The sequence below is a fragment of the Parabacteroides sp. HGS0025 genome (genome assembly GCF_000969845.1).
GTDB lineage: Bacteria > Bacteroidota > Bacteroidia > Bacteroidales > Tannerellaceae > Parabacteroides > Parabacteroides gordonii.
Genome location: NZ_KQ033902.1, coordinates 2,270,332 through 2,284,178, shown reverse-complemented (window position 1 = coordinate 2,284,178; position 13,847 = coordinate 2,270,332). Strand labels below are relative to the sequence as shown.

At 38.3% G+C, this 13,847-nt stretch carries 14 protein-coding genes; all 14 read right to left on the bottom strand.

What is annotated here, in order from left to right; all coding sequences use genetic code 11:
• Nucleotides 1–11 precede the first annotated feature (11 nt).
• Nucleotides 12–1,160: a capsular polysaccharide biosynthesis protein CapF gene (locus tag HMPREF1212_RS08685; RefSeq protein WP_046149091.1), complete on the bottom strand. Its 1,149-nt coding sequence runs from the start codon at nucleotides 1,158–1,160 to the stop codon at nucleotides 12–14.
• Between the two features lie 15 nt (nucleotides 1,161–1,175).
• The gene (locus HMPREF1212_RS08680; protein ID WP_046149090.1) at nucleotides 1,176–2,249 is read right to left on the bottom strand and encodes a polysaccharide biosynthesis protein; all 1,074 of its coding nucleotides are present in this window, start codon (nucleotides 2,247–2,249) and stop codon (nucleotides 1,176–1,178) included.
• 32 nt (nucleotides 2,250–2,281) lie between these two features.
• A complete protein-coding gene (locus HMPREF1212_RS08675; RefSeq protein ID WP_046149089.1) occupies nucleotides 2,282–3,523 on the bottom strand; it encodes a DegT/DnrJ/EryC1/StrS family aminotransferase in 1,242 nt (413 codons plus the stop codon).
• A 339-nt stretch (nucleotides 3,524–3,862) separates the two neighbouring features.
• Nucleotides 3,863–4,309, bottom strand: coding sequence for a GNAT family N-acetyltransferase (locus HMPREF1212_RS08670; RefSeq protein ID WP_157316977.1), 447 nt, complete (start codon nucleotides 4,307–4,309; stop codon nucleotides 3,863–3,865).
• A 44-nt stretch (nucleotides 4,310–4,353) separates the two neighbouring features.
• Complete coding sequence (locus HMPREF1212_RS08665; protein WP_046149087.1) at nucleotides 4,354–4,986, bottom strand: sugar transferase; 633 nt, start codon at nucleotides 4,984–4,986, stop codon at nucleotides 4,354–4,356.
• Nucleotides 4,986–5,858 (bottom strand): ATP-grasp domain-containing protein, encoded by an 873-nt coding sequence (locus HMPREF1212_RS08660; RefSeq protein WP_157316975.1) that lies wholly within the window; start codon nucleotides 5,856–5,858, stop codon nucleotides 4,986–4,988. The genes HMPREF1212_RS08665 and HMPREF1212_RS08660 overlap by 1 nt, the downstream gene beginning before the upstream one ends.
• Nucleotides 5,859–6,087: 229 nt before the next feature.
• Nucleotides 6,088–7,080 carry a sugar-transfer associated ATP-grasp domain-containing protein gene (locus HMPREF1212_RS08655; RefSeq protein WP_052724951.1) on the bottom strand — a complete coding sequence of 331 codons (993 nt, stop codon included), beginning with the start codon at nucleotides 7,078–7,080 and terminating at the stop codon, nucleotides 6,088–6,090.
• Nucleotides 7,077–8,087 (bottom strand): CapA family protein, encoded by a 1,011-nt coding sequence (locus HMPREF1212_RS08650; RefSeq protein ID WP_046149085.1) that lies wholly within the window; start codon nucleotides 8,085–8,087, stop codon nucleotides 7,077–7,079. Before HMPREF1212_RS08650 ends, HMPREF1212_RS08655 begins: the two co-directional genes overlap by 4 nt.
• Nucleotides 8,084–9,202: a hypothetical protein gene (locus tag HMPREF1212_RS08645; RefSeq protein WP_046149084.1), complete on the bottom strand. Its 1,119-nt coding sequence runs from the start codon at nucleotides 9,200–9,202 to the stop codon at nucleotides 8,084–8,086. Before HMPREF1212_RS08645 ends, HMPREF1212_RS08650 begins: the two co-directional genes overlap by 4 nt.
• Nucleotides 9,203–9,227: 25 nt before the next feature.
• Complete coding sequence (locus HMPREF1212_RS08640; RefSeq protein WP_046149083.1) at nucleotides 9,228–10,439, bottom strand: glycosyltransferase family 4 protein; 1,212 nt, start codon at nucleotides 10,437–10,439, stop codon at nucleotides 9,228–9,230.
• The gene (locus tag HMPREF1212_RS08635; protein WP_046149082.1) at nucleotides 10,436–11,641 is read right to left on the bottom strand and encodes a glycosyltransferase; all 1,206 of its coding nucleotides are present in this window, start codon (nucleotides 11,639–11,641) and stop codon (nucleotides 10,436–10,438) included. The genes HMPREF1212_RS08640 and HMPREF1212_RS08635 overlap by 4 nt, the downstream gene beginning before the upstream one ends.
• A 2-nt stretch (nucleotides 11,642–11,643) precedes the next feature.
• Nucleotides 11,644–12,723: a glycosyltransferase gene (locus HMPREF1212_RS08630; protein WP_046149081.1), complete on the bottom strand. Its 1,080-nt coding sequence runs from the start codon at nucleotides 12,721–12,723 to the stop codon at nucleotides 11,644–11,646.
• Nucleotides 12,716–12,979, bottom strand: a complete 264-nt coding sequence (locus tag HMPREF1212_RS27550) for an LbetaH domain-containing protein (RefSeq protein ID WP_046149080.1) — start codon at nucleotides 12,977–12,979, stop codon at nucleotides 12,716–12,718. The genes HMPREF1212_RS08630 and HMPREF1212_RS27550 overlap by 8 nt, the downstream gene beginning before the upstream one ends.
• Complete coding sequence (locus tag HMPREF1212_RS08620) at nucleotides 12,963–13,847, bottom strand: ATP-grasp fold amidoligase family protein (protein WP_046149079.1); 885 nt, start codon at nucleotides 13,845–13,847, stop codon at nucleotides 12,963–12,965. The genes HMPREF1212_RS27550 and HMPREF1212_RS08620 overlap by 17 nt, the downstream gene beginning before the upstream one ends.

The window sequence follows — 13,847 nt, the reverse complement described above, 5'->3', positions numbered from 1 at the left end:
AATTCTATCTTTTACACCTCCTCAAAATAAGTATCCGGTCTATTCGGGTCGAAAGGTTCGTTGGCCCACATAAAAGTCACCAGCTCTTCCGTATCGGAAAGATTAATGATATTATGCGTATAACCGGGAATCATTTCTACGACCTCTATCTTTTCCCCGCTGACCTCAAAATCGATTACTTCATCCGTTCCGATCTTACGAAGCCGGATCAAGCCATGACCGCTTACGACCACAAATTTTTCATTCTTGGTATGATGCCAGTGTTGGCCTTTGGTTACACCCGGTTTGGAGATATTGACTGAAAACTGTCCCCGGTCAGGCGTACGGATAATTTCTGTAAAACTACCTCGATCATCTGTTTTCATCTGTACCGGATAGCAGAATTTCTCTTTCGGCAGATAAGACAGATAGGTCGAATATAACTTCTTTGTGAAAGGATCACCTAAATCAGGCACCTCTAAATTATCCGGTATTTCTTTAAAAGAATAAAGTAAATCGACAATACTTCCCAATGTGATCGTATGAACGACAGGAACCGCACAAAAGTCTCCCTCGTGATGTTCCCCACCTGACAAAGCAGCAATCAGTTCATCCACCACATCATCCACATACACCAGGTTCATAACCACACTCGAATCATTCACCCGGATAGGCAGATCATTGGCTATATTGTTACAGAAAGTAGCGACAGCACTGTTATAGTTCGGCCTGCACCATTTTCCGAACACATTCGGGAAACGATAAACCAGAACTTTCGCTCCGGTTTCCTTTGCATACTCGAAGAATAAGTTCTCTCCTGCCCTTTTCGATTCGCCATACGGATTATCCAAAGCTGCCTGCGTAGACGACGAGATCATCACCGGGCAAGTATTGTTATACTTTTTCAATGTATCCAGTAAAGTAGATGCAAAGCCGAAGTTACCCTTCATAAATTCCGCCTGATCTTTCGGACGGTTCACACCCGCCAGGTTAAAGACGAAATCGGCATTCTTGCAGTAGACCTCCAACTCAGCCGGATCACTGTCTATATCATATTCGAAAACCTTTAGATCAGTTCCCGAAACAGGATAATTCAGGGCTTTCCCTGATTGGATATTATGGAGTTGGGAAACAAGGTTCCGACCAACGAATCCTTTGGCGCCAGTAACTAATATATTCATTACATTAAAATTGATTTATTCGCTTCTGATTTCTCTTGGTTTTGCCCGTTCTATCAGTCCAAGATCTTCCTGAATAAAACGTAAGCGGAGTAATAGTTTTTTCATGCCTTCCACATCCAGACGTGTGGTGTTATGGCTGTGATAGTCTTCAATCTTAGAGAGACATTCGCTTCCTTCAGTAAAGAACTTATCATAATTCAAATCGCGTGTATCGCAAGGAATACGGTAATACTCTCCCATATCGATCGCTTTCGCCATCTCTTCACGTGTTACCAGTGTTTCATACAGTTTCTCTCCGTGACGCGTACCGATTACTTTCACTTCCGTATCCAGATACTTCGGATCGATCTGTGCGTATGTCTCTTTTAAGGCCTGCGCCAGGACAGACAAAGTAGCAGCCGGAGCTTTCTGAACAAACAGGTCACCGTTATGACCATGTGTAAAGGCATAGATCACCAAATCGACCGCGTCATCCAGAGTCATCATAAAGCGGGTCATTTCCGGATCGGTAATAGTGATCGGCTTTTCTTGTTCTATCTGTTCTACCCAAAGAGGAATCACCGAACCACGGCTTGCCATCACATTCCCGTAGCGGGTACAGCAGATTGTTGTCTGCGCTCCTTCGCCTAACTCACGTCCTTTAGCAATCGCCACCTTTTCCATCAAAGCCTTGGAGATACCCATTGCATTGATCGGATAAGCGGCCTTATCTGTCGAAAGTACCACTACATTTTTCACTCCATGTTCGATTGCAGAAAGCAATACATTTTCTGTTCCTCCCACATTCGTCAGTGTTGCTTCCATCGGAAAGAACTCGCAACTGGGCACCTGTTTCAATGCCGCTGCCGAAAACACATAGTCTACACCACGCATCGCCACATCCACAGAGTTTTTGTTACGCACATTCCCGATATAGAATTTCACTTTAGGATTTTGCAAAGCGTGACGCATATCGTCTTGCTTTTTTTCATCTCGGCTAAAGATTCGGATCTCCTTGATATCGGAATCCAAGAAACGCCGAAGAACGGCATTACCGAAAGAACCGGTACCGCCGGTGATTAGGAGGGTTTTGTCTTTAAATACTGACATACATATATTCTATTAAAATTCTAATAAATTCATTACAGAATAGACTTCTTAATTTCCTGTACGATATAAGCCACATCTTCATCTGTTACACAAGGACCACTCGGTAAGCAAAGTCCTTGTTTGAACAACGATTCACTCACGTCATTCACATAACAAGGGTTATTCTTATATACTGGTTGCAAATGCATCGGTTTCCATAGCGGACGAGATTCGATACCGACAGCATCCAGGGCCATACGCATCGCCTCTACATTCTTGTTCGGCTCACAATCTGTGTGCAAAGAAGAAGCTTCGTGTGTCACTCCGGCTGCACCACCTACAGCTCCCTGAACAACCACATCAAACGCATGTTCTTCACCTTTCACATGTAAATCCGGATCAAGCAGGATTGTATTCAGCCAATAGTTGCTATCGAACCGGGAAGATGGATTTTCATGTAGTACGACTCCTTCTACTCCGGCAAGTAACTCCTTGTAAAGACGGCAAGTGTGCTGATGGTGGGCGATATGCTCTTCCAACACTGTCATCTGCCCGCGTCCGATACCGGCACAGATATTCGACATACGGTAATTATAACCGATCTCTTCATGCTGGTAATAAGGATATGACTCGCGAGCCTGGGTAGCATAGAACATAATTTTCCTTTTTGCCTCTTCATCCGGACAGATTAATGCACCGCCTCCGGAAGTCGTAATCATCTTATTCCCATTGAAAGAAAGTACCCCGTACCGTCCGAACGTACCACAAACCTGTCCATCATACCGGCTGCCCAATCCTTCGGCTGCATCCTCGATAACCGGAATATCATACTTATTGGCAATCGCCATAATCTCCTCAATCTTGGCAGGCATACCATACAGATAAACGGGAACAATCGCCTTCGGCTTCTTACCTGTCTTGGCGATCCGATCTTTAATAGCCTCTTCCAACAACTCCGGGTCCATATTCCAAGTATCCGCCTCCGAATCCACAAAGACCGGAGTAGCACCCAAGTAAGTTACCGGATGCGAAGAGGCACAGAAAGTAAAGCTCTGTACGATCACTTCATCGCCAGGACCGACACCACAAGCCAACAATGCAAGATGGACGGCTGCCGTACCCGCGGAGAGGGCAACGACTTGTTTATTCTCCCCTATAAATGTTTCCAGATCTTTTTCAAAAGCGTTTACATTAGGACCTAAAGGGACCACCCAGTTGGTATCGAAGGCTTCTTTTATAAAAGCCTGTTCTTTGCCGCTCATGTGGGCGAGACAAAGGTAAATTCGTTTGTTCATTGTTATGATAGATAATTGTTTTATTTATGATTAAAACATTCCGACTTCCCAAGAAAAGTTTTAAGTATGATTAAAACTTTTCGTATATATATATATCAACTTTGAAGATTTTGCCTTTAGCCAGATTCAGACAGCAGAAGACATGCACGCCTATAAATGTTTATACGGCGCAGTTTAAATCCTCCGTGTCTAACCGATGCTATTTAACCAAAAAGATTGTACCCCAACAATAGCTGATCAACAAGAAGTTTTGTGCAATTTGAAACGCACCACCAGTAATCTTCTTAGTGGATATTGTGTTAATTAGGATTTTCATTAACCGTATTTTATATATTCTGTTTAAGCCGTCCATCTCATCAGACATCGCCCATTGTTATCCTCCAAAACCTCAAATCCATATTTCTTGTAGAGGTTAAATGCCGGCGCATTATCCTTATACACCATCAAGTCTATGTACTTGAAACAGATAGAACGTGCATAGTCTTGTACAGCCTGAAGCAATATAGTTGATAGATGCAACCCTCTGAACTCTCGTTTGGTATGAGTCAGAGTAATGAATCCTTTCTCACTTGGGAGATCATAGAAATAGGAGGCAATCAGACCTGCCAGTTCACCATTCACTACCAATACGAAAGTAGTAGAAAGACTATGAACCTTCTCTACAAAAGCATCCACATCAATCCTACCATTTAAGGGCTCGTAGAAATCATTGTCATGAACAAGAATATACTCCTTGAAAAATGCAACAGACGGTTTACCCACATAAACCACTTGATGCTCATTCAAATTTTTAACCTGCTCTATAGAACTTAACACTTGATTGATATCCATCATATTTTAATGTCTCTTTGAGGTATCCTTTGCTGACTCAGCTTGCTGGTTCTCTGATCACCCGTAATCACCTGTACATCCTTACGCGAAAGCACATTAACAATAGTCCGCCAGAACACCATGAAATCGGTCCTGAACGACAGATGCTCTACATAATATACATCCATTTCCAAACGCTCATCCCAAGGTAGGTTATTGCGACCATGTACCTGTGTATAACCTGTAATTCCCGGACGGACAGAATGACGTTTTGCCTCCCGTTCTGTATAATATGGCAGATATTCCACCAATAGTGGACGAGGACCAATCAATGCCATATCGCCCTTCAGTACATTAATAAATTGAGGCAACTCATCAATCGATGTTGCTCTTACAAAGCATCCTACCTTAGTAAGACGCTTTGTATCAGGTAACAGATTTCCATTCTCATCACGCTCATCAGTCATTGACTTGTACTTGATGACATTAAATATCTTCTCATCTTTACCGGGTCTTGGCTGCAAAAAGAAAGCTCCTGCTCCCTTATTGGCAATGTGTAACCAGATAGTAATCACCAAAAGGAAAGGGCTCAAGCACAACAATACGATGAGAGAGAATGTGAAATCGAATGCTCTCTTAAATATGCTATACATTAGAACTGATGTTTTGGATCATCAAAAATCTCCTCACTCTCCAGAATGATAGGCTCTACGTCCACATCACGCAAGAAAATGTAAGGTTTGTCATAGTGGTAATATGGTGCACGCTCTACACGGTCGCAGTTACCATCTTCCATAATCTTGATGGTGTCCTCAATCAGGTCGAAACCAACGTGAGCCATCACACCTGCATAAGCCATGTGGCGAATGTTCACCTCGGTCACTTTCATATTACCCTCACTATCCTCCTTCAAGTCAAATGAAAGAATGCCATGAGCAGTAACGCCAAGTTTCTTTTCCAGATACTTGATACAACGGTCACAAAATTCGTTGATGCGATCCTCATTGAGGAAACGACCGAAGTGAGTGTTACCCGTCACACGCGAAGGAGCAGTACTTGCCATCACATACTCTGCACACTCCAGAGCAGCCCCTTTCACATACTCACCATTATAGTAGAGCATCTCGTTGGCCAAGTGACGACCGGAGAGGAATTCGCTCACGGTAAACTCTGGAATGAAATTATTAATAAAGAGCCAGCTCTTGTAACTGTTCAGATCGTTGAGTTTCAGAGATCCAAGACCACCGGTACCATTTGTAGCACGAATCCAGCAAGGGAAACCGATCTCCTTCTCCACCTCTTCGAATTTAGGATTATCTTGAGTCACCTTGATGGTCTTAGGGATGAACTCTGTACCTTCCAAAGCTTCAGCCATGATAGCCTTATCCTTCAGCGAAAGTGAAAGCAACTTACAACCCATGAAAGTAGGACAAGGAAACTTACCATGTTTCTCGTAGTACTCACCCCATTCCACGATCTCACTCTCTGGCTGTACGAAAGCATAATCAATGTTCTTCTCCTTCACTAGCTTCTCAATCCATGGGAAGTACTCAGGAGTGTTGCAACGAGGGCAGATGTAATACTCATCTACCAAATCCTTCATGAAGAAGCCTATGGCCTTCTTCTCGATGTCACAACCGATAATTTTGTAATCGGGATGGTTCTCACGAATAATGGTGGTGATTGAACGTGGGGTCAGACCACCAATACCTGTCACCAAAATAGTTTTCATACACTTACAATTTACATTTTATTTATACATACTTTTCCAAAAGAGTCTTCATACCCTTGCCTGCAGGCATCTGCCAAACGCGGGCACCCCAGTCATGATTACCCTCAATAAGCAGAGGTCCGTCCTGTTTAATAGCGACATCCCATCCTATGCATCTGTTGTCTGGATATTTTGCTGCAGCCCTCTTACACATCTCCTTCACTTCTTTCCAATAAGGGATTTGGAAACCAATCAGTTTTATGCCAGATACTGGGTGAACATCACACAATGGCTGTGTAATATCGAAAGAATAGCCCTTTGATTCAATTACACCTTTCTCAACATTGACCTTACAGGTTATGCCGCCAGAAGATAGGTTATCGGTATTCTTGTAGATGCCCATTCTCAAACTTGCGCCTATGATATCAACAGAACCATCCATTTTCAACTGTGTAATAAAACGGACTGTATTCAAACTGTTTGGAGACAGATTCTGAAGATCCTCATGTTGAATCACAAATTCTTCCAGAATATCAAAGCGTTCTGCAATAGCCTGTAATTGGATGTTTTTTGCGTTTATTTTCGTTCCAGTAAGTATTTTTACGTTCTTACCACCACCACCTGTAGAGCGTTTCAAAACAATCTTCTGTTTACCTTCAATGAATTTCTCAATATCTGCTATAGAAGCTGTTTCTGGATTAAGTAATCCTCTACCCACAAACTCCTGATAAGCTACATCAAACTTATTTTTGTCTGCCAGAACTTCACGCTTTGATGGAGGATTCATTTTCTTCTGATACTCGTACATGAATCCCATAGACGCGTATTCAGATCGTTGTTGTGGAGTCTTCTGCCAAAATCCATAATAAAAGTACTCATGGAATGCAGTACCATATTTGAGAGTACAGTATATCATATCTTTAAGGACACGCATTTTGCTGATATTGTTCAACTTGCATACAAACTGCAGATGTGACTTCAATCTCACCCAATTTGTAATTTTTAAGTAATAGAAAAAATAAGCCAAATTCTTCATAACTGTTTCTTTCTATTTTTCATTGATTTGTATATATAAAAGTTATTTTCCCAGATATGAAATAGAAATTCTATTTTTCGGCAAATATTGTAGGTTTTTGATACCAGTTTTTTCTTTCTTTCACTCCAATATACTCCATCAATAAATGCTAAAGACTGCTCTGACAAAGGGCGAATGCTAACAGGTTGATAATTTCTGTTTTTAATCAAGAGACACTCACATGGTAATCCTGCATCTATAGCTATTTTCACACAATATGATTTCTGAGTTTCAATAGAGAAATTCTCATCAAAAACAAAATTTCCCATACTATACATCACCAATCCATTATTGTATCTTTCAATTGGTTGAAAAACATGAGGATGATGACCGTGTATTATATCCCCCCCCCTATCTACAAGCTGGTGCGCCAATTCCACTTGATTTCGATTTGGATAGGTGATAAATTCCGTTCCCCAATGAATTGACATAACCCAAACATCATCACAACCTTTTTCTTTGGGCAGTTCAATCTTATCGAGCAAGTCATTGTACGTTGCAGTAAATACAGGGACATCCCAGTCTATCAACGAAGCACCCCAAAACAACAATCGCTGTCCTTTGATTTCAACTATAGTGGGCTTTCCATTCTCTCCTGCAACAAAAAAACCATGTTCCTTTAAAGCATTAATAGTATATTTAGTCCGGCTTGCTCCTTTTTCCCAAAAATGATTGTTTGCTATATTAACTACCCTTATTACATGATCTGGAATGATTTTCAGACTTTCTAAAGTGGACACATATATAGATGCTTCAAAATCATTGAAATCAAAATCATTAGGCACTAAAGAATACTCAAAGTTGTAAACAACCACATCAATATCATTTAAGAGCTGTCCTTTTATATGTTCAGGAATGAAATGCGAATAGTCATGCCCATATTTTGTGCGGATACCTCTGCCTATGTGATACACATTCTCACCCGGCATCATATCGCCAAGGAAAAGTATTTTCGGAATATCTCTCATTTCTTTTCTCTGATTAATTTGATGTAGTCGTCAGTAGTCATAAAACACACATCCGGCCATTTTTTTATAATAGATGAGAGTAGACGATTTAACTCTCTTAAACCTTTGTCTCTATTTTGGTGATCTATCCCGCCCATATAGTTTACTCTATGGGATGAAATAATGGCAGCTTTATGCCAATTAAATGCACCTTGAATTTGTGCCATACAAAAATCAACCGCATCAAAAGAAACCTGAACAGGTTCAAACACACAATTCCTTGTATAGTAAGTCTGTCCCAAAGTATTCGGAGATTTACAAGAGGCTTTACTTCCTCCACCAAAACCATCAGGAACGAATCTATGCGGATTATGTATTCCAATAACACCTTTTTGGTAAAGTATTTGGTCAAAATCAGGATGCGAAACACCATTTGATGGTGCAAAAGTAATAGGAGCTATTCCAAATATCGTTTTCAAAATATCAATTCCCTCTGCCAAGGATTGTTTTAGCCACTCTTTTTGTTCATTATTCTCAAAAAATAATGTCGGACGAAAACCTTTAGCAACACCAGACACTCCCTCAAAAGGAATTGAACAAAACTCGTTGTCAAAAGCCTCCCTAATCCGTTTATTCCCAGTCTGCAAACACTTCATCCATAAAGGTACTGTAACATGCTCTCGGCCATGATACTCTGGGTGTATAACTTTTTCATTAATTCCCTGCTTCCAAAGACAATAAACTTTCTCTTTTTCTCCCGTTTTATCCAATATATCCAAGAATGTTTCATAATAGTATTTTTGAAAGTCATTCTCCTTTATTCTCTTAAAATCAGGATTTGCAGGAGTGAAAAATGCAGAAATGACTGCAGGCTGTCCATCTTTACCTCTATAGCGTAATAATACTTCATACAAAGAAGATAAATCATCTTTTCTTGCAATGGTATCACATTTATCGTAAACACATGTGTTAGATGATAGTAATCCTACTTTAACTAAAGAGTCAAATGAAGCTTTTGAAGCAATGCGATTGCTACCCCAATCATCACTATCAATGATCACTATCCTATCTTTTACACATTGCCCATTCAGAATATTGCGCACGTTCGAGATGAGTTTTCGCTTTAACGTTGCCATAATAATGGATATTTAAAATTTATTTCTAATTTTTGCATTCAAAATGTCTCATAATGGCATTATAGGTTACAGAAACCTCATAGTTTTCAAGAAGATAACTATAAGCCTTCTCGCCCATCTGTCCGAGCTGGTCCTGATTGACTACAAACCATTCAATACAGTCGTTGAACTTCGCCAAGTCACCACTCTCTACCCAAAAACCACAGCCGTTCTCCTCTACCAAAGTTCCAACATCAGTTACCGGATCGGTAGCTGACAAAACGGGCATTCTGTGTAGCAGATACCCCATCACACGAGTCGGGAAATTTGGAATGGTAAACCTTCGGTCTAAAAACACTAAACCTACATCACCAGAACTAATCAGATAATTGTATTTCTCCTTAGGAACGAAAGGTAGGAGTTTCACATTCTTAACACCCAAAGAAGTAACCCACTCACTGATTTTGTTGTATTCCGTACCCTTTCCTACAATCAAGAAATAGCGATCCAGTTTGTCGACATTGGTCTTCAGTACGTCCAATAAGAAGTCGATGCCTTGCGGTTTGCCCAAATTTCCACCATAGACGAAAACCATCGCGTCCTCAGGAATACCAAATTCTCTACGTATGGCTTTTTTGTCAGGATGAATTGTATTAGCCTTGATGTCAATACTGTTCGGACAAATCTCCAGTTTATTATCAGGAATCTCTGGATTATGCACCTTGACGAAACGAAGGTTGGCTGGTGACATACAACCGATATAATCAGATAAAGCATATAATTTCTTTTCTTTCTTTCTAAAGAAGTTAAACATAATACTATCTTTTTTTAACATACCCATGTCAACTGCATTCTGTGGAAATATATCTTTCAACAGAAGGTATGATTTGGCACCATATTTTTCCTTTATTTTATTGATTAATTTATTAAAAGTTATCGGAGGCGTAGAATAAAGAATTAAGTCGAATTTTATATTCCCCCAATAATGATTAACTGCCTTATAATATTGACTTTCAATTAAAATAGTCGCAACTCCCTTTTCTAGAACATTTGTTCGTGTTATATTTAAAGTACTAACTTTTAATATTTTGGCATCCATAGACTCTAATACATGAGTCTTTTCATGTGTACGGCGTTCAGCAGGACTAACTACATACATGTTGTGACCTTCTTTTACAAATTTTCGAAGCAAATCTTTATACAGAGAACTTGTTTCTATTTCTTTAATATCGGCAATAGTTAAAAAAAGAATGTTCATTGTCTCAATAACTGATTGAATAAATCTATATATTCTCTGAATCTATCATCCTTATTAAAATACTTTTCAGCCCTCTGACGACAATTTACACTATAATCAATATTACTAGTACAAATTGTTTCTATAGCCTCTTGCAACATCTTAATATCCCCACGCTCTACAACAATCCCTGTTTTATCATCTATAGCTTCAGGACTTCCTCCTGTTCGATAAGTAATTACTGGAGTTCCACAAGCTAAAGCCTCTATATTAGTTGTTGGGAAATTATCTGAATAAGTAGGATTAACAAAAACATCTGCCAGACTGTACCATTTTGCTAACTGATATGTATTCTCGGTACGTTTTATACCAATAATATTAGGGGGCAACTTTGCTATTTGTTTTTCATTCAAACCAATTAAAACAATAATATATTCATCAGACAGATTTGCACTAATTTGTAAAAAATCATTAAGACCTTTACGAGCACTCCATGGAGCAGCAACACCAATAATTATTCGCTTACCAGTAAGCGAATATTGATTTATCAATTCTGTACATTTATCAATCGGCTTAAAGATATCTAAATCTGTACCATTATGAATAACATGAGTAGGTACATCCTTCATAAATGATTCATGTACTAATTCTTCTAACCAATTTGATACTGGTATCAAGGTTAAATTGGGGTAGTTTGAAAATAATCTTTTTTTAAGAGAATATATTTGTATACTATTATCTATAAACTTTCTTAATGGACACTTTTCACATTTTATCTTCCATTTTTTACATTGTGAATGATTTAAAAATGTACACCCTCCTGTGAAAGGCCAACAATCATGCAATGTCCATATTATAGGTATTTGTTTTTTATTCAAATACTCAAATAGAATCCTAAAATTCAAATAATAACCATGGATATTATGAAGATGAATTATATCTGGCTGGATAGAATCTATTATATTCACTAAACTTTCTGTTGAACAAATAGCCCCTCCTCCATCAAAACCAAGAAATTTGCCAAATATTCCCGCATGAATATACTCGTTCCATCGATTTCCCAATTTAATTGTATGATGAACTGACTTACCAATATATCTCGCACCATGAGCATAATATACGTCAAAACCATTAGATTTCGCTAACAATCCTATCTGTTCTGCAATTCGACCAGTAGATCCTTTATTAAGTGATACATTTATTTGAAAAAGTTCCTTTTTCATTACTATAATATTGCATTATAAAATTTATCCCCGATAGAACTAGTAGAAAAACGTTTAATATCTTGTTGAGCTCTTGCGCCCATTTCTGCTGCAATTCCAGGGTTTTTCATGAGATATTCAAGCTTATATCGAAAAGCATCTTTATCAAATAATGGGATCAAATATCCGTTTCTATTATCTAAAATCAAGTCACTCGGACCTGCTACACAATCATAAGAAACAACAGGTAACCCAGCAGCCATAGCTTCACCTACAACATTAGGAAAACCTTCACTACTCGAGGTAAAAGCAAATATTTTACTCTTCAATAAATAAGATTCTACATCTTTCTGAGTACCTGCAAGAACGATTCTATCATTCATCTTCAATCGGTCAATTTGTTGCTGTAAAACAATACTATTATGTTGCTTTAAAGCATCTCCTCCTATAATTATAAGCTTCCAATCTTTACAATCTATCTTAGTAAAGATATCAATCAATTGATCAAAATTTTTACTTCTAATAAGTCTTCCTACAGATACAACTATATTCTCTTTATTAATTTGATTTTGCTCTATATTTCGAATAGGATTACCTATAACTATTATATTATTATGTTTAAACAGAGTTTTGTATATTTCTTTCGCTTTTTGAGTCTGAACAATAATACCTTTTGCTCTTGGATACAAGCATCTACGAAGCATATCCTGTATTTTTCCTAGCGATTTATCTGGTTGACACCGATCCGAAACAAATATGGGATACTTCGTAAATAACAAACTTAAAAGAATTAAATTATTCCAAGATTCACCAAAACTTAGAATCGTATTGGGATGTATTATTTCAATTTCTCTCCGAATAAAATACATCGTTTTTATAGTATTCCATTTACGCAAATTATCGTTAAACGTAAAATTTGGTTTATGAACAAATACATTTGTCGGTATATCATAAAAAATTTCTCTATTTTTCCCAAAAAGCAATAAATACAACTCCACATTTTTCCTTTTCGAAAAATTCCAAACAAGTTCTGTCATTACTCGTTCCATACCTCCAGAAGCAAGTGATGGTATTGCCAAACATATTTTTATTGATTTACTCATTGTTTCTGATTATTTGTTTTCTATATGGGATACAGAATTGACTATCTCTTCTACCATCCACAAAATCAAAATTATTACCCTCATGCCATTGCATATCTTCTGTCCAATAACCAGGACAATGGTCTACATCCTTGCAGACAACACTATTGGAAGCTACTATCACATGGTTGCCAATAGAGATGTCACCATAAAGTTTGCAGCCCACAAAGAGGATGACATTATCACCAATTACAGGTCTATCATCCCATTTTATCATTATGTATATTAAGTTTTATCAATTTTCCAAGCTCTAAATCCTGCTCATAGGTTGAGAATGGTTGGAATCCCCCCCAATCGAAGAACGTGTATTCTCCAAAATAAACATGTCCGTCAATATCATAAAAATCTACTCGGACAAAAGGAATACCCTTTGATAGTTTTTCTGCTAATTCTCTCATCAGTTCAAACTCCTTTGGCTTAGCATATTCTGGCTTAAAACGAGGGAATCCATGGTTAATTGCCACCGGATTGAATTCCATATCATAAAAATTCTCAAATATTTGAGTTCCCTTATTTGTCATATACATATATATGGGATTACCATCGAAACACCAAAATTTGTAATCTTGAAGTTCTCCCTCTCGATGGTCATCCAGAAACACTTCTGCCAGAATTTTTCTTTGAATATCGCGATATTGTTTATCGCGACCTTGGTAGAAATAACCTCGCTTAAGACACTTATTCAAGAATCGAACAGATTTTTTGATATTGAGTTTTGACTTATCTTTACACACAACATTTCCACCCGAATTATGGTTGCACTTCAACACGAATGAATTCGGCAACTTATCAAAATCAATATCTCTGGCATTACCCCATACTCCCAGATAGGGAACAACATACTCTTCACCTATAATCCGTGAAACATATTCCTTAACGAGAAACTTGTCAGCCATAGTTACATATTCTGATCTATGAGCATATAGTTTAAGCCATTGAAGTTTTTCATTAAATGTTTTAGGATTCTGTAAATTCAACGTATAGCCTAAACGATGTTCAAACTTATCTTTTACGTACTTTTCATCAGACCATAGATGAGTATAATACCACCTAATATGTCTGAAAATACGATTTAATGTACTCAT